At 31.2% G+C, this 15,350-nt stretch carries 19 protein-coding genes; 9 read left to right on the top strand and 10 right to left on the bottom strand.

The genetic code is table 11. The features are described from left to right. Positions 1-127: 127 nt before the first annotated feature. Entirely contained in the window at positions 128-1,357 is a 1,230-nt protein-coding gene (locus tag QPK35_RS07145) for an MFS transporter (protein ID WP_290033263.1), read from the top strand. Positions 1,358-1,402: 45 nt separating this feature from the next. Here QPK35_RS07145 and QPK35_RS07150 read toward each other — a convergent pair whose 3' ends face one another. Then, a complete protein-coding gene (locus QPK35_RS07150; RefSeq protein ID WP_290033264.1) occupies positions 1,403-1,591 on the bottom strand; it encodes a hypothetical protein in 189 nt (62 codons plus the stop codon). Positions 1,592-1,985: 394 nt separating this feature from the next. Here QPK35_RS07150 and rlmH point away from each other — a divergent pair, with 394 nt between their 5' ends. Together rlmH and QPK35_RS07160 are read left to right on the top strand one after the other, a co-directional pair. Further along, entirely contained in the window at positions 1,986-2,465 is a 480-nt protein-coding gene (gene rlmH, locus QPK35_RS07155; RefSeq protein WP_290033265.1) for a 23S rRNA (pseudouridine(1915)-N(3))-methyltransferase RlmH, read from the top strand. A gap of 77 nt (positions 2,466-2,542) precedes the next feature. Further along, on the top strand, positions 2,543-2,989 hold the full coding sequence (locus QPK35_RS07160) for a universal stress protein (protein WP_290033266.1): 447 nt from the start codon (positions 2,543-2,545) through the stop codon (positions 2,987-2,989). Between the two features lie 179 nt (positions 2,990-3,168). Here QPK35_RS07160 and QPK35_RS07165 read toward each other — a convergent pair whose 3' ends face one another. Further along, positions 3,169-3,723: a sugar O-acetyltransferase gene (locus QPK35_RS07165; protein WP_435302709.1), complete on the bottom strand. Its 555-nt coding sequence runs from the start codon at positions 3,721-3,723 to the stop codon at positions 3,169-3,171. Between the two features lie 62 nt (positions 3,724-3,785). Here QPK35_RS07165 and QPK35_RS07170 point away from each other — a divergent pair, with 62 nt between their 5' ends. Both QPK35_RS07170 and QPK35_RS07175 read left to right on the top strand, forming a co-directional pair. Continuing rightward, the gene (locus QPK35_RS07170) at positions 3,786-4,379 is read left to right on the top strand and encodes a sugar O-acetyltransferase (protein ID WP_290033267.1); all 594 of its coding nucleotides are present in this window, start codon (positions 3,786-3,788) and stop codon (positions 4,377-4,379) included. Positions 4,380-4,462: 83 nt separating this feature from the next. Beyond that, positions 4,463-5,803 (top strand): FAD-dependent oxidoreductase, encoded by a 1,341-nt coding sequence (locus tag QPK35_RS07175; RefSeq protein WP_290033268.1) that lies wholly within the window; start codon positions 4,463-4,465, stop codon positions 5,801-5,803. Between the two features lie 43 nt (positions 5,804-5,846). Here the strand turns inward: QPK35_RS07175 and QPK35_RS07180 are convergent, their stop codons facing one another. Continuing rightward, positions 5,847-6,383, bottom strand: a complete 537-nt coding sequence (locus QPK35_RS07180; protein WP_290033269.1) for a phenolic acid decarboxylase — start codon at positions 6,381-6,383, stop codon at positions 5,847-5,849. A gap of 16 nt (positions 6,384-6,399) precedes the next feature. Continuing rightward, a complete protein-coding gene (locus tag QPK35_RS07185) occupies positions 6,400-7,347 on the bottom strand; it encodes a glycosyltransferase family 8 protein (RefSeq protein WP_290033270.1) in 948 nt (315 codons plus the stop codon). A gap of 159 nt (positions 7,348-7,506) precedes the next feature. Between QPK35_RS07185 and QPK35_RS07190 the strand changes: the two genes are divergently transcribed. After that, entirely contained in the window at positions 7,507-8,346 is an 840-nt protein-coding gene (locus tag QPK35_RS07190) for a metallophosphoesterase family protein (protein WP_290033271.1), read from the top strand. Between the two features lie 84 nt (positions 8,347-8,430). On the opposite strand, the gene QPK35_RS07195 is transcribed toward QPK35_RS07190, so the two are convergent. Genes QPK35_RS07195 through QPK35_RS07205 form a run of 3 tightly spaced genes read right to left on the bottom strand, consistent with a single transcriptional unit; the run spans position 8,431 to position 9,970 of the window. Further along, positions 8,431-9,174, bottom strand: coding sequence for an NAD-dependent epimerase/dehydratase family protein (locus tag QPK35_RS07195; protein ID WP_290033272.1), 744 nt, complete (start codon positions 9,172-9,174; stop codon positions 8,431-8,433). Then, the gene (locus QPK35_RS07200; RefSeq protein ID WP_290033273.1) at positions 9,134-9,439 is read right to left on the bottom strand and encodes an NAD-dependent epimerase/dehydratase family protein; all 306 of its coding nucleotides are present in this window, start codon (positions 9,437-9,439) and stop codon (positions 9,134-9,136) included. Before QPK35_RS07200 ends, QPK35_RS07195 begins: the two co-directional genes overlap by 41 nt. Before the next feature lie 12 nt (positions 9,440-9,451). Continuing rightward, positions 9,452-9,970, bottom strand: a complete 519-nt coding sequence (locus tag QPK35_RS07205) for a phosphatidylglycerophosphatase A family protein (protein ID WP_290033274.1) — start codon at positions 9,968-9,970, stop codon at positions 9,452-9,454. A gap of 163 nt (positions 9,971-10,133) precedes the next feature. On the opposite strand from QPK35_RS07205, the gene QPK35_RS07210 reads away from it, so the two are divergent. Further along, the gene (locus tag QPK35_RS07210; protein ID WP_290033275.1) at positions 10,134-10,268 is read left to right on the top strand and encodes a hypothetical protein; all 135 of its coding nucleotides are present in this window, start codon (positions 10,134-10,136) and stop codon (positions 10,266-10,268) included. Positions 10,269-10,325: 57 nt separating this feature from the next. Here the strand turns inward: QPK35_RS07210 and QPK35_RS07215 are convergent, their stop codons facing one another. The 3 genes from QPK35_RS07215 to QPK35_RS07225 all read right to left on the bottom strand — a co-directional run bounded on the left by QPK35_RS07215 (position 10,326) and on the right by QPK35_RS07225 (position 13,353). Further along, on the bottom strand, positions 10,326-11,396 hold the full coding sequence (locus tag QPK35_RS07215; protein WP_290033276.1) for a linear amide C-N hydrolase: 1,071 nt from the start codon (positions 11,394-11,396) through the stop codon (positions 10,326-10,328). A 65-nt stretch (positions 11,397-11,461) separates the two neighbouring features. Then, the gene (locus QPK35_RS07220) at positions 11,462-12,370 is read right to left on the bottom strand and encodes an Rgg/GadR/MutR family transcriptional regulator (RefSeq protein ID WP_290033277.1); all 909 of its coding nucleotides are present in this window, start codon (positions 12,368-12,370) and stop codon (positions 11,462-11,464) included. A gap of 431 nt (positions 12,371-12,801) precedes the next feature. Beyond that, positions 12,802-13,353: a biotin transporter BioY gene (locus QPK35_RS07225; protein WP_290033278.1), complete on the bottom strand. Its 552-nt coding sequence runs from the start codon at positions 13,351-13,353 to the stop codon at positions 12,802-12,804. A 168-nt stretch (positions 13,354-13,521) separates the two neighbouring features. Here QPK35_RS07225 and QPK35_RS07230 point away from each other — a divergent pair, with 168 nt between their 5' ends. Both QPK35_RS07230 and QPK35_RS07235 read left to right on the top strand, forming a co-directional pair. Beyond that, positions 13,522-14,487, top strand: coding sequence for a biotin--[acetyl-CoA-carboxylase] ligase (locus tag QPK35_RS07230; protein ID WP_290033279.1), 966 nt, complete (start codon positions 13,522-13,524; stop codon positions 14,485-14,487). Positions 14,488-14,537: 50 nt separating this feature from the next. Further along, positions 14,538-15,350, top strand: a complete 813-nt coding sequence (locus QPK35_RS07235) for a PfkB family carbohydrate kinase (protein ID WP_290033280.1) — start codon at positions 14,538-14,540, stop codon at positions 15,348-15,350.

The raw sequence follows: 15,350 nt of genomic DNA on the forward strand, positions 1-15,350 counted from the left end.
AGGTGGTTTTTTAAATTATTTTAAAGCGCTTATAATTTGCTTTAATTTTATGTTGATGTAAAATGTTTATAGACTTAAGTCAAAATAAAGGATGCCCGTGAGCATTAATTTTGGAGGAATTATAGTTATGAACAATTCAACTAAAACCAGTCTCAGTAATCAGCAAAAACGTGTAATTGCTTCTACTGCGACTGGTTTTTCTTTTGAAAACATGGATTTTAATTTCATGTCTTTTGCTTTATCTTCAATCATTGTAAGTTTAAATATTTCAACGACTGAAGCAGGATTGATTAATACCATTACTAATTTAGGGATGCTGCTTGGTGGTTTAATATTTGGTATTTTGAGTGATAAATATGGACGTGTAAAAATCTTTTCATATACTATCTTTATCTTTGCTGGTGCAACAGCATTAATGTATTTTGCTAATAATATATATTGGATTTATATTCTAAGATTTATTGTTGGTATAGGTGAAGGTGGAGAATATGGTGTCGGAATGGCACTGATAGCAGAACACTTTTCTGAAAAGCAATATGGTAGGATGACAGCAATTGCAAGCATTGGCGGACAACTTGGTGGAATCTTAGCCGCAATTTTATCAGCAATTATTTTGCCTCGATTTGGTTGGCATGTATTATTTTTAATTGGTGTATTTCCAGTTATTTTAGCATTTTTTATTCGTCGTGGATTGAAAGAAAGCGATACATTTTTAGAGAATCAAGCCAAAGAAGATAAGCCTAAAGTTTCATTTGGAAGATTATTTGAAAATGGTCAAATGGCAATGCAAACACTTGGATTAATTTTTATGTTGATCGTTCAAACTGGTGGTTATTATGGTTTAATGAACTGGTTACCAACGATTGTACAAAAACAATTAGGAATTACAGTTCAAGGATCTTCTTTATGGATGATCTCAACTATTATTGGTATGTGTATAGGAATGTTAGTATTTGGTAATATTTTAGATCGTTTAGGGCCACGAAAATCATTTGGTATTTTTCTAATTGGTGCAGCACTTGTTATTTATGCATTGATTCAGGCTAAAAATATGATAGAACTTGTTATTCTTGGTGCTGTTGTTGGTTTCTTTGCTAACGGAATGTATGGTGGTTATGGAGCAATTATGAACTACCTTTATCCAACAGAAATTGTTGCAACGGCTAATAATTTTATTATGAATGTGGGTAAGGCAATAGGAAGTTTTTCAACTTTAGTAATTGGATTTTTAATGACTAAATTTTCAATGGGAATTGTTATGGGATTTCTTTCAGTAATGTATCTATTAAGTTTTATGGTAATGTTGTTATTACCTGGATTAAGAGAAATGTCTCAAAAGGTTATTAAAAATAAATAATTAATAAAATAAAAAAGAGATGTCTTAATAGACATCTTTTTTATTTTACTGTATTTTATCACAGTATTTACAATATGGATGTTTTAAATAGTCTGCCCAAAAATCAGCATTGATAGATTGCTCATGTCCACATTTGGTACAACGGACGATATAATCACGTGTAGAACCTAATGCTTTTGGATTAAAGGATGGGATTTTGATAATTTCGATTGTCTTAGTAAGCATTTCTGCCATAGTAACTCCTTCTTTCATTGATCTTATTATAACGCACTAAAGCCATAAAAATGTTACTTGATGAAATCGATGAGAAGTTAGTATAATCTAAAAGAGATTAGTTATCCCCAACTTGTCCCCAAAATGATTAAAAATAAAACACAAGGACAATTGATAAAGTTATCCACAAAGTTGTGAACAGGTGTGGATAACTTTTAGAGACATATCGTGAAACTATATGCAGTAAAGAAACAAGCGTATTTGTTTCACGAAAAAATATTTTTTTTAATTAGCGAATTACTTGTGAATTATAAAAAAACGGAAAACATATATGTAGTATCGAAATTATGTTCGGACAATATATTGATTTATGCCCTGTGGATATGTGTATAACTTTGTGGAAAAGGTGAATAAAATGAATATAAAAATTGTTTGTGTTGGAAAACTTAAAGAAAAGTATTTAAAACAAGGGATTGCAGAGTATGCTAAAAGATTAAGTAAATTTTGTAAGTTTCAAATTATTGAAGTTCCAGATGAAAAGGCTGCTGAAAAATTAAGTGATGCAGAAATGGAGAAAGTTAAGATAATTGAAGGTGAACGGATTTTATCTAAAATTAAAGATAAGGAATATGTGTATGCACTAGCGATTTTAGGGAAAGAACGTACATCTGAAGCGCTAGCAAAAGAGGTAAAAGACTTAATGACATATGGTAAAAGTGATATTACCTTTGTAATTGGTGGATCTTTAGGCTTATCACCTGCAGTATTAAAACGAGCAGATACTCAAATCTCATTTGGAAAATTTACAATGCCACATCAATTAATGAGATTAGTATTAACTGAACAAATTTATCGTGCATTTATGATTAATTCTGGCGCACCATATCATAAATAATTGCTTCTAATTTAATTTTTTAAATTTTTCCATTATACTTAAATTAATGGCTAACTAAAAAGGGCAGGGTGAGAGATATGGACACTGAGAAAATCAAAAATATTAAACGAATATTGGTTGGAGTTGATGATTCAGAGGATGCACAATTGGCATTTCGGGTTGCAATGAAACGAGCAATTGAATTAGATGCATCACTCTACATTACTTCAATTCTTGAAAAAGATGAAATGAATGTTTATCAAGTATTGAGTGCTGATTATATTCATAGTCAGGTAAATAAACTGAATAAACATATTGAAGAATATAAAAAAATTGCAGAAGAAGCAGGGGTAAAAGATGTACATACAATCACAGGTCAGGGAGATGCTGGAGAAACAATTGTGAAACAAATTATTCCGCAGGTAAATCCAGATTTGTTGATTATTGGAGCATTAGCTAAAAAGGGAATTGAAAAATATTTTGGTTCGCAAGCAGCATATATGGCAAAATACGCCCCAATTTCAGTTTTAGTGGTTCGTGAATAGTAAATAGAAGCCTTGGTTATATAACCAAGGCTTTTTAATTTTTAATAAAAAAACTTCGCTCCACTTATCGGGAACGAAGCATGTTGATACTTGCTTTCACTCTCCTACTAGAACGAAAGACCTCTTCTCAACATCTATATAGTAATTCCATTGACTACTGATTGCAAAGATAAAGCTTGCTAAATAGTTCGAATTACTTTAGCTGGATTGCCAACTGCAATTGAATTGGCAGGAATATCAGTATTTACAACACTTCCAGCTCCAATAATTGAATTTTTGCCTATCGTTACCCCACCTAAAATTACTGCATTACCACCAATCCAAACATTGTCTTGTAAAATAATAGGTTTAGCAATCATTGCATGCTGCGATCGATTTTTTTGTGGTACAGCACTAGCAGTATAAAAACCAACACGAGGAGCAATGTTAGCTTGATTACCAATTATAATTGGAGCAAAATCTTGTAATGTGCAATCATGATTTAGAAATACCTCATTACCTAAATCAATATTGAAACCAAATTGACAGTTGAAATTAGGTTCAATATAAAGATCAGTTCCAACATGATGAAAAAGATTTCTTAATAGCTGATCGTCATAGCCTTGATTTTCTAAAACCAAGGAATTATATTGTGCACAAATTTTTAAAGCATGTTGATGAGCAGTTATTATGATTGAAGATGTTTCATCAAAAATTTTTTGATTTGTGATTAAATTATTAATTTCTTGTTTCACATGAAACACTCCTAGTTGATTGAGATATAATAATTCTATTATAACGTATTGGATGTGAAAAAATGGATTTGAATACACATCAGGCTTTAACTAATGATGAAATTGAGCATGTTAAACATATAACTAACAGTGGGAATTTATATTATGACTATGATCCTCTTATTGAAAAAGCTAGAAACTATGCGTTTTATGTTTGTCGTCAATATAACCAAAGCTTTATAAATGATGGCAAAGGAGATTTAACACTCCTAAGGTCGTTATTTGGAAAAATAGGGCAAAATGTTCAAATTGATAATGGTTTTATTACAGAATTTGGTTTCAATACATATATTGAAAATAATGTAGTGATTGGACAAGATTTAAAAATGATTGATTGTAATACTATTAAAATTGGTGAGAATGTAACAATTGGAAATCAAGTGGGAATATATACGTCTAATCATGCAATGGATCCTGAAAAACGTGCAACTCATTGGTGTAGCGAACAAGCTATTACATTAAATAATAACGTTTTTATTGAAGATGGTGTTACAATTTTACCAGGGATAACAATTGGCGAAAATACAATTATTAAAGCTGCTAGTGTAGTAACTAAAAATATCCCAGCAAATGTAGTTGCAGCAGGAATTCCATGCAAAGTTATTAAGCATTTTTAAAAGAAAGCATAGATTATTGCAACTGGTTTGTAAATTTAATAATCTTAAAGTAGTTCAGTACATAATAAAGAGGTGTGTTAATAGTGAAAATTAGTATTATTGGGGCAACTCATGCTGGAACATTCGCAGCAATGGAGATTTTGAAAAATCACCCTGACTATGAAGTAACTGTTTTCGAAAAAAATGATAATTTGTCATTTTTATCATGTGGAATTGCATTATGGGTAGGAGATCATATTGCTGATCCTAATAAAATGTTTTATTCTAACCCAACAGAATTAGCAAAAATTGGTGCAAAAATGCGCATGCAACATGAAGTATTAAGTGTAGATCCAAAGGCTAAAACATTAGAAGTTAAAGATTTAATTAGTGGTAATGAATTTGTTCAAGAATATGATAAATTAATTATTACAACCGGATCACGTCCAGTAATTCCACCAATTGAAGGAATTGATGGGCCAAATGTTTACTTATGTAAAGATTATTCTGATGCTAAAGTTTTAAAAGAAAAATTTGCTGGAATTGATAAAGCGGTAATTATTGGTGCTGGTTATATTGGAGCTGAATTGTCAGAACAAGCAGCAGTTAATAATAAAGATGTTACATTAGTTGATGCTTTTCCACGTGTTCTATATAAAAACTTTGATAAAGAATTAACTGATAAAATTGAAGCAGAATATCGTGATCATGATGTGACTCTAGCTTTAGGTGAAAAGGTACAAGCTTTTGAGCAGGCAGGAGATCAAGTTATTGTAAGAACCGATAAAGGTGCTTATGAAGCTGATATGGCTGTATGGTGTGCTGGATTCCGTCCATTTACAGATTTATTTGAAGGCAAGTTAGAAATGCTTCCAAACAAAGCAATCAAGACAAATGAATATATGCAAACAAGTGATCCTGATATTTTTGCAGCAGGTGACGCTACAAATGTTCATTATAATCCTACAGGCAAAGATGATTATATCCCATTAGCTACAAATGCTATTCACCAAGGAATATTAATTGGTAAAAATATCGATAAACCAACTGTAAAATATATGGGAACACAAGCAACATCAGCAGTTGAATTATTTGAAACTTGCATGGCAGCTTCTGGTTTAACAGTTGAAGGAGCTAAGCAACGTGGAATGGATGTTGATGCGGTGACAATTGAAGAAAATTATCGCCCAGAGTTTATGGTATCAACAACACCAGTTGCATGTCGTTTAGTTTGGGATCCTCAAACTCATCGAATCTTAGGTGGAGCTGTTTACAGTAAACATGATGTTTCTCAATCTGCAAATGTATTGTCATTAGCAATTCAAAATAAAATGACAATTGAAGATTTAGCAGGCGTAGATATGTTCTTCCAACCTAATTTTGATCAACCTTTAAACTGGTTGAATAAAGTTGCGATGGCGGCTTGCGAAAAAGCAAATCAATAATGATGATATAAAAAAGACGTAGTTAATAACTACGTCTTTTTTATTATTTTTTAATACGGTGATAGTTTTTATCAAAATAGTGTCCATTGCAAATATCATCAACAATACCATCATATGGTGCTTCAGAAATGACATCTTCATTATTGATACCAGCATTTCCAATATAAAATATATGAGCAAATTCCGGTATTAATGTTTTAGGATAGGTAGGGTATTTAGCACGTGCGGCTAACATTTCTTCAAGATGTTCATTTTGGTAAGTCACGGTAATTTCTGGATGGTCTTCAACCCACTTAGGGAAGAAAATAGTTCCATGTAACTTTTTTTCATTAGGCATAAAATCTAAGGCAACATCTGTACCAGTTGGTTCAGTCCAGGTGATTTTATAAATGCCTTCAGTTAACATTACAATGTTTGCTTCTTGGTCTTTAACCCAACGTCCAGCAACCATACCACCATGGATACGATAATCAACTGTATGATCATTTTTGGCATACCATTCATATTGCCAACCATTATCATAATTATAAATAAAGTGAGTGCCTAGAAAATCGTCAAGTGTTTTAAATTGCTTAGTCAATGATAACACCTCCTATTTAAATGCGAATATTTTTTCCTTGTTTATATAGTTGGTATAAGGTTAATTCTTTAGCAGGAATTTCTTGGACTTGCTCCATTAGCATATCCATTTTTTCTTTGTCAGAAGCTTTTTTATCGTCAGAGTAATTTTTTTGAATATCTAATAATTGATCGTAGTAATTGGAATTTTTAGCATATTTCCAGAAAACGTCACCATATAAAACATCGTCATAGTGCCAAGGCTTTAAGTATAAATTATAGTGGATAAGTTTTGGATTACTTTCTTTTTTAGCAGGCATAGCATTCCAGTTTTGTGAAATTTTTAAAACATGATTATTAGCAATTGCATTTAGATAGTCTTGGTCAGGAGCAACTGTTTTAGGATGATATGTATTAAGAATTTTAAGGAAGTGATCGGTAAAGTTTAATTCGCGGAATTTTTTAAGATTCATTAATAAAACACCAGAATTAATATATGTTTCAACTGCAACACCGGCACATTTTTCAGCATAATTAATTAAAATTGGATCACTCTCAACAAAAGTATCTGAGCAGCCGGCAACAAGATTGTCTTTTAAATCGATTTGATAAAATTCAGAAATATCACCAGTAACAACAGTATCAGCATCTAAATAGATTCCTTTATCATATTGAGGGAATAGATCTGCAATAAAAAGACGATAATAGATAGTAAGAGTGACATAATCGCAACGTAATGAATTGTTATCGCCGCCAAATCGAGTTTTAAAGTCCTTATCAATTTGAGTAAAAGTAATTGAGAAATTGTCATTTTCAAGTTCTTTAATTTTAGCTTGATTTTCTGCTGATAATGTTTGATATAAAATTGTAATTTGATAATCATAGTCTTTGCTGGCATTAGCGATGATTGAACCTAAACTTACAGAGAGAAGGGGAGCGTAGTAATCATCGATACCATAAAAAATAGGAATAATTTCTTTTTTCATTTAAAATCACCTTTTCTGAAATATGTTTACTTGGAAGATTATACCGCAAAAATCCACTTACTTATATTTAAATACTTTTAAATAGAATGAAAAATATTTGGAGTAAGAATGTATCATGTTATACTTAGTAAAAATGGATAGTTGAAAGAAGAATTAAAGATGAGAAAATTAGCAGTTATTGGTGATAGTCATGGAAATTTTGAAGCGTTAAAAGCAGTTTTAGAAGATGCTCAAAGAGAGCGCGTAACTGACTATATTGTTCTAGGTGACATTACAAATCGGGGACCAGAACCAAATGAATGTGTTCAAGCATTACAAGCGGTGAATCCTTTAGTTTGGATTATTGGAAATCATGAAGCAGTTTATCATAATTTAATTACTCATACATTTACTAACTTTGAAGATAATCCAAAGGCGATTATGGCAATTATTACCTCAACTTTTGATTATCAACAATTAGGTAGAGATCATTTTGAATGGTTAGCAGAACGTCCAATTCAAGAAGAAATTGAAATCGAAGATTTAAAATTTAATATTTTCCATTCAACTCCAACTGAATGTCGTGGACATTTTAGTTTCCCAACAAATAAGCAAACTAATTTTGATGCATTAATGAGTGATAGTGACGCAGATGTAGGTATTTATGGACATACTCATCGTTATATTTTAAGAATGACAAGTGATGGTCGCTATCTTTTCAATCCAGGAAGTGTAGGTATGCCGGTTTCTGATAAGACAGATATTAGTGGAAAAGCAAGTTATGGCATTATTACTATTGAAGGGAATAGTATTTTAGGTTGGCAACAGAAAAATATTCCATATGATTTGGATAAGGAATTAGCTATTGCTCGTAAACGAGAAATTCCATATTATGATTTATATGCAGAATTACTTAAAACTGGGAAATTTACATTTAATCAGGAAAAAGTAATGACAGAGAATCTAAAAAAAGATTATTTAACACAAGCACTTCAAAATATAGAAAAAATAAATTGGTAATAAAAAAGGCTATGTTATATAACATAGCCTCTTTTATTGACCAAAAATTAAATAATTTTTAGCAGTGTTTCACGTGTAACAAAATTATTTTTGATTCTCTAATTTGATTATATAGCGAATTGTATTACGTAATTCTTTGCGAATGTCTTCGCGTTTCACGTGTAGCTTAGGGAATGTGTCTGCCCAATTTAAATAACAAAATTCTTGTTGAACATGGGCAATCATTTCCATGTGAATCCCACTCTCACGTCCAGATTTCGCTAATTTCTCATCTAATTGCTGATAAATTGGTAATCCTTCTTCAAGTGTTAAAACGGGGATTTTAGTGTCAGTATGCAATTCATCTTTAATAATGTTTGCAAACTCTTCATATGTCATATTAATATCGCCAATTGCAAATGTTTCACGATGATGACCGTAAAGAAGGGCACCAACAGCTGCTTGACCGACTTGACTAGCTGTAACGCATGCAGTTCCACCCTTAAAAACTGGGTATGTGTCATTATCTCTAATTCGATCAACAAACATTTTCCATAAAGGCATACGTTCTTTCATTGTTCCGAAAATATATGGCAAACGTAACCCACAAACTTCGATTTTTCCTTCACCTTCTGCAAATGCTACTTGTTCTTGCAGTAACCGTGTATTGATATATGGTGAATTTTTTAAATCTGTATTTGGATATTTTTCCGCCATTTCCGAGAAGTATGATCCAAATACAACGAATTTTTGTAAATTAGCCTTGCAAGCTAAACGCACTAATTTTTGAGTAGGAAGTACATTTGCCTCATAGTAGAATTTTTTTTGCAGGAATTTCCGCTTGGACACGCTCGTCAGCCCCAGCGGCATAAATAAAGCCATCACAGTCAGCAAGCATATCAACGATTTCATCATCGCTCATTTTATTTATGTCACCAACTAGACATTCTACATTTTCAAAATCAGCTAGCGGATTTGATGAATTAATTACAGTATCATCCTTTGGTGGCAAAGAGAGAGTCTTTACTTTAATGTCATGCTTTATCAACTCTTGGATAGTATAGTAACCAAGAAAACCGGTTCCACCTAGAACAAATACTTTATTAAATTTCATTATTAACCTCCCTTAGTCTAGGTCATTCTTTGTTAAGTTATGTGCTAAATAGCCCTCAGCGCACGCCTGAATCGCTGAAACGCAATCATCAAACATAGTTGCGATTCTACCACCGTTTTTTTGAGCGGAATCTAGTTTTTTAGCTGCATTAGATTTATGGACATCTAAGTAACCAAAATTTGAAACGGCAATGGAACCGTACAGTTGTGCGATTCCGTTAATTGCAAGCATTTCGTCGACCCCAAAGCAAGGGTTATCTTCTGCAATAATTGTCTGCAACGGTTCAGGAAGCTGATGTGCGCTTGCCAAATTGTCAATTGCTAATGCAACCATTAGAGCATTACGTACTTCACGCTTCTCTAATACTTTATGAACAGCCATTTCTGCTTCCTCAACAGTTAGGTCATCGTTAAATTGCTTTTGATGTTCCCACGCGTGATAGGCGATCTCTTTTGCAGAGATGTCTCGTTTTTTAAATTCTGTTTGAACATATTGCCAAACTTCCTTATCAGGGTAAACATCTTCTGGCATAAGGCTTCATCCCCTTTCTAGGTAGAGGTAGATTTATGCATATTAGATACCTCTTATTCCATTATAATAAATAAGCGTTTTCATAGCAAAACTTTTGAATTAATTAGTTTTTAATTTTCATTAATGATATACTTTTATATATAAAGAAATGGAGATGCCTATTATGAAAAAGAGTGATAAATTAGGAATACTAATTGGAGTATTAAATATATTCGTTATTTTGTTAACAATAATGAAAACATTAGCGGGACGAAAAGAAAAACAAATTGCAGAAGCAGAAGAAACTACTAATAAGTAGTCAATGTTACATGTGAAACAGAAAAAGCGATTAACAAAAGTTAATCGCTTTTTTCTGTTAATTAACTAATTTATATTCAGGTGCACGATTTTCAAGAGGGTAGGTTTTAATATTTTGATTTTTTAACTCACGTTTAAGATTAAGACAATGGATTGTAGAATTCTCATATGATTTCCAATAGAAATTCAATGATTCGGCACACATACAAGCTGAATATATGGATTGATCATATGCTGACAATTCATCTTGATTTTCAACTTTAACAATTCCTAAAGGCATAGCAACATTATCAAGAAAATGAAATAGATATTGAATACCTTGGTCTTCATTTTTCCCTTTAATGCCATAATATTTTAGAAATGAAGCACGAATGAAACGAGATTGAGAAGTGAAATCTCCTGGTAAACCTAATGCACCAGTTCCTTTGAATGGCTTTTGAACTTTAATACCATTCATATCACGGTCTGGAAATTCATTATTGCGAACATTAATATATGAAAGTAAATTTTGCTTATGCCAACTATAATTAGGACTATTTGTTAATACCCCAGCTGTATGACGATAAATCGTAATTTGTTGATGATCAGGCTCTAAAATAATAGTTTCTCCGGTACGATCACTAAATACCCAGTGAACAGTAGCAAGTGAGCCAGCAAGTGCTTGGTTAATGATTGTTATTTTATTAGTTATTAAATCAATTACTTCAGCAACAGAGGCACATTGACTTAAAATATGTGTAATGACATATCCTGGATTTACTGGTGTATGATGATTTTTAGTTTCATCTGGAAAGGAAGCAAAGCCAGCATAAAATAATTGTCCACCCATTAATCCTTTTTCATTAATTCCCTCATATAAAACAGGAGTAACCTCCATTGCATTGGTTCCGACACCAACTGAAGCATATTTGGAATAACTTATATTAGTTAGTTCAAGATTATGATCAAATGGTGTTCCTGCTGTATAATATTTATAATTTTTAGGAATTATTGTTACTGCAGAGGCAGCGATTTGATTAAAATCATAATTACGTCCCCAAAGATGTTTACCGTCAAGAGTATCCCAAGCAATACTTGAGCAACCAGCATGAAGTTGTTTTGCAATTTCTTTTACTTCTTTTTGATTCATAAAAAAACATCCTTTCTTATAAGTTACTTTCATTATAAGATAGGATGTTTTTATTAGATATTAATTTACTTGCAGGTAAAATCATTAAAAATTTCATCTAATTTAGGATGATGGAAATTATATATATTAGAAATCTGTTTTAAATATGTTATAGAAGCATATAAATATTCTTTGGCATCTGTAAATTCGAAAACTTTAAGAGCTGTTTTAATTTTTTCAAAACCGTTTTTTTGATTTGACAACATAAATACGATACCTGTACACAACTGGTAAACGTTCTTTTCAAATACCATTGAAGGTTCTAAATGAACATTAGTTAATTTTGTGATAATTCGGATAGCAGCCATCAAATCTTTATTATGAATGTAAAAGCCTAACATGATTGCCATGGTACGAAAACTTTCATTACCATATTCATGGAATAATTGGTAATTATCAAGGTTTTTAATAATACTTTTTTCCATTGCTTTAACAGTATTTACATTAAAAATAAAAATAGTATTTTTAAAAAGAGTATGTTCATAATGAGTCCATAAATCACAACTCATTAAATAATTGTAGATTACTTTTTTGCTAGTAGGATCATATTCTTGTCCTTTTAAATTATTTAGAATTAATGTGACAACACATTCTAGATGGTAATATTCAGTTGCATTAGGATCTTCTTGATGATAGACCTGCAAAGTATGCTTGAGATCTTCAAGTTTATGAATGTCTTGTTTAATTGAGGCAAGATGAATTTCTGTATTAACTTTATTAAAAAAGTTAGGGCAAAATCCACGTTCGATAAATAAAAATTCTTCAAAATTAACATGCAAATTGTCTAGGATAGTTAAAAAATTATTGACAGAAGGTTGAGTTTTTCCTTCGATGAAACGAGAGTATGATGACTTAGTAATAGTTGAGCTAGTTACTTGATCAATTGATAAATGTTTACTTTTTCGAATATTTGAAATTGTTTTACCAAAACTCATTTTTAACACCTTTATAAGTTTTTTTTGATATAAATATAATATTTAATTAAATAATAACTAAGAATAGTCAAATATGCAAATGTGGTAATTTAATACCAATTATGCAACTTTTGAACCTGTATTCATAAAATTGAATTATAATAATAGACATAGGAGATAACCAATTAAACATGATAAATAATAAGGGGTATATTATATTATTTGTATTAATTTGGGGACTCTTATGAGTAATGAAAGTATTAGGTTTAAGGAGAGAGCCTAATTAATGTTTCGGAAGAACGGAATTACTCCCTTATGTTGAATTTAGGGAAGGATTCAATATAGTAAAGGGAATAATACTTGGCAAGAACTGTAATATTTTTATTATAGTACGTAATTCTTGATTTAGTATAGTAAAAAAGTGGCCTAATTGTGAGGTCACTTTTTTTATTTTAATTTTGATTTACTAATGTAAGATGTTTATGGACTCTCAAGCCAATCCAAGTAGCTAGAATTGCTTTTAAAGTATCACCTGGAATAAAGGCTAAACCGGCAATTAATGCAGATTTAATTGAAATATGAGTGAACCATGCTAAAAAGAATGCACCAAAAGCATCAACAAAGGCTACTCCAAAGATCCATGTAATTAAAAATGTTACGAAAAATGTTTGATGATTTTTAAAATGAGATAGTGTAATTCCAATTAATAATGGAACAAAAAGCCAAGCAATCAAGTATCCACCTGAAGGAGAACAGAAAGAACTAATTCCACCTGTTTGACCAGTTAGGAAGGGCATGCCTAATAAGACCATTAGTAAAAAAAGGCCCACGCTAAATGTTCCTTGCTTAGTTCCTAAAACAATAGCAGCAAGCATAACTCCTAGATTTTGCAATACAATAGGAACGGGGATGATACCAATTGGAATAGGTGGAATAAATCCCAAAACAATGATTATAGCAGTCATAATAGCAATGTGTGTCAATTGTATAGTATGTAATTTCATTTATTTCACATCCTTTGATGCTATGTATTATAGTATATTGTTAACCAATAATCAAATTTACAGTTAACAATAATAAAAATAAAAATCGATAATTATTATAGTTTGATTTTGGCAATAGTTCTTCGACCTTGTATAATAATAATAATTACTATTTTGGGAGTAAATATAATGGATAAAAAACAAACGATTTTAAATGAATTATTTGAACATCAGAATCAATATTTTTCTGGTGATCAGTTAGCACAAAAATTGCATATGAGTCGTACAATGATTTGGAAATATATTAAAGCATTACAAGAGGATGGCTTTGAAATTGAAAGTAAAAAAAGTGCTGGCTATCGTTTGGTAAAGGGATATACTTTAAACGCAACTTTGATAAAAAATCGTTTGAATGATACTGTTGATGTCCAAACGTTTAAGACGATTGATTCAACTAATACATATTTAAAAAATTATTTGAGTCAAAATGTGCTTAATCGACCTTTAGCAATCATTGCAGAGCAACAAACCGCTGGTTATGGCAAATATAAGCGTGAATTTTATTCTCCGGATCACGGTGGTTTATATCTAAGTCTATCATTACCACTAGTAGACCAAAACATTGATCCATCATTGTTGACAACTAGTGTTGCAGTTGGTGTGATGCAAATGTTACAGAAATATTTTCCCAAACAATCATTTTCTGTTAAATGGGTTAATGATATTTACAAGGGTAATAAAAAAATTGTGGGAATATTGACTGAAGCAACAACTGATCTTGAATCATTTTCACCTAGTGATGTGGTCATCGGCATTGGAATTAATTTGACAACGGAAAAATTCCCAGCTGAATTAAAAGATAAAGTTGCAGCAGCAGGGAAAATTTTACCTGCAGATATTAATGAAATTGCAGCAGATTTAATTCAAAGATTGATTAAAATTTATTCAGATTATAAAACGGGAAAATATTTAGATTTTTATCGAATGCATCTTAATTTACTTGATAATGTAGTTACCTTACAAGTTGGAAATAAAAAAATTAAAGGGAAAGTCTTAGGAATTAATGATCAAGGCGGATTGATTATTGAAGATAACAAAACAGGCGATGTTAAGGCATATTATTCTGGAGAAGTACAAAAAGTTCTACACGAATAATGATATGTTAATAAACTAGAAACGGGGTGATTGCCATCAAAAATGTTTTTTTGATTGAAGATTTATCCAGTTTAAATAGCATTTCGTTAAATGTTGCAACTCCAATTGTTGCAAGCTTTGGATTACGTGCACTACCTATTCCGGTACAAATATTTACTACTCAAAGTGAATCAGACGAAGAAATACAATGTGTTAGTTCAATTGAATGGTTACATAAAACATTAGAAAGTGCTCATCGACAATTTAAAAAGCAATTAAATTATGGTTTAGTCGGATATTTAGGAAAAGAAGAAATTATAACGGAAATTTTACATACAAGATTATTGGATGATTTAGATCTTCTTTTGGTTGATCCAGTAATGGCTGATGAGGGGAAATATTATCCAATGTTAAATGAGCGATATCTTGGAAAATTAAAGGAATTGGTTAAACGAGCAGATATTATAACTCCTAATTTAACTGAATTAGCATTCTTAACAGGAGAAAGATATGTTCAACAGCCATCGCTGACACAAGTTAAACAACAGGTACAAAAATTGCACAGAATGTCAAAAAAGGATGCTACAATTATTGTTACTGGGATTGAACAAGTAAATCAAATTGGATGTTTATGGAGCAATGTTGTTTCACATGGAACATTTTATTTAGAAAAAATTCCAGGACATTTTTATGGTACAGGAGATGCCTTTGCGGCAATGCTTTTTAGTGAGATGATTACTCAGAAAAATTTAGCTGAAATTATTCCTAGTGTTATGAAGAGCTTACAAATGGCGGTTGAAGATACTCTTTCAGATCAAAATGATTTAAAATTAGGAATAGATATAACGAGAATTTTACAATGCAATCAGTATAGAGGTGAATAA

The sequence above is a fragment of the Ligilactobacillus cholophilus genome, assembly GCF_030389495.1.
GTDB classification, from domain to species: domain Bacteria; phylum Bacillota; class Bacilli; order Lactobacillales; family Lactobacillaceae; genus Ligilactobacillus; species Ligilactobacillus cholophilus.

Bases quoted from the DNA above. Each gene is read 5' to 3' on its own strand.
- QPK35_RS07190 (WP_290033271.1), top strand. From the start codon at position 7,507: ATGAGAAAATTAGCAGTTATTGGTGATAGTCATGGAAATTTTGAAGCG.
- QPK35_RS07170 (WP_290033267.1), top strand. From the start codon at position 3,786: ATGGATTTGAATACACATCAGGCTTTAACTAATGATGAAATTGAGCAT.
- rlmH (WP_290033265.1), top strand. From the start codon at position 1,986: ATGAATATAAAAATTGTTTGTGTTGGAAAACTTAAAGAAAAGTATTTA.
- QPK35_RS07205 (WP_290033274.1), bottom strand. From the start codon at position 9,970: ATGCCAGAAGATGTTTACCCTGATAAGGAAGTTTGGCAATATGTTCAA.
- QPK35_RS07200 (WP_290033273.1), bottom strand. From the start codon at position 9,439: ATGAAATTTAATAAAGTATTTGTTCTAGGTGGAACCGGTTTTCTTGGT.
- QPK35_RS07210 (WP_290033275.1), top strand. From the start codon at position 10,134: ATGAAAAAGAGTGATAAATTAGGAATACTAATTGGAGTATTAAATATA.
- QPK35_RS07220 (WP_290033277.1), bottom strand. From the start codon at position 12,370: ATGAGTTTTGGTAAAACAATTTCAAATATTCGAAAAAGTAAACATTTA.
- QPK35_RS07215 (WP_290033276.1), bottom strand. From the start codon at position 11,396: ATGAATCAAAAAGAAGTAAAAGAAATTGCAAAACAACTTCATGCTGGT.
- QPK35_RS07225 (WP_290033278.1), bottom strand. From the start codon at position 13,353: ATGAAATTACATACTATACAATTGACACACATTGCTATTATGACTGCT.
- QPK35_RS07185 (WP_290033270.1), bottom strand. From the start codon at position 7,347: ATGAAAAAAGAAATTATTCCTATTTTTTATGGTATCGATGATTACTAC.
- QPK35_RS07230 (WP_290033279.1), top strand. From the start codon at position 13,522: ATGGATAAAAAACAAACGATTTTAAATGAATTATTTGAACATCAGAAT.
- QPK35_RS07145 (WP_290033263.1), top strand. From the start codon at position 128: ATGAACAATTCAACTAAAACCAGTCTCAGTAATCAGCAAAAACGTGTA.
- QPK35_RS07150 (WP_290033264.1), bottom strand. From the start codon at position 1,591: ATGGCAGAAATGCTTACTAAGACAATCGAAATTATCAAAATCCCATCC.
- QPK35_RS07160 (WP_290033266.1), top strand. From the start codon at position 2,543: ATGGACACTGAGAAAATCAAAAATATTAAACGAATATTGGTTGGAGTT.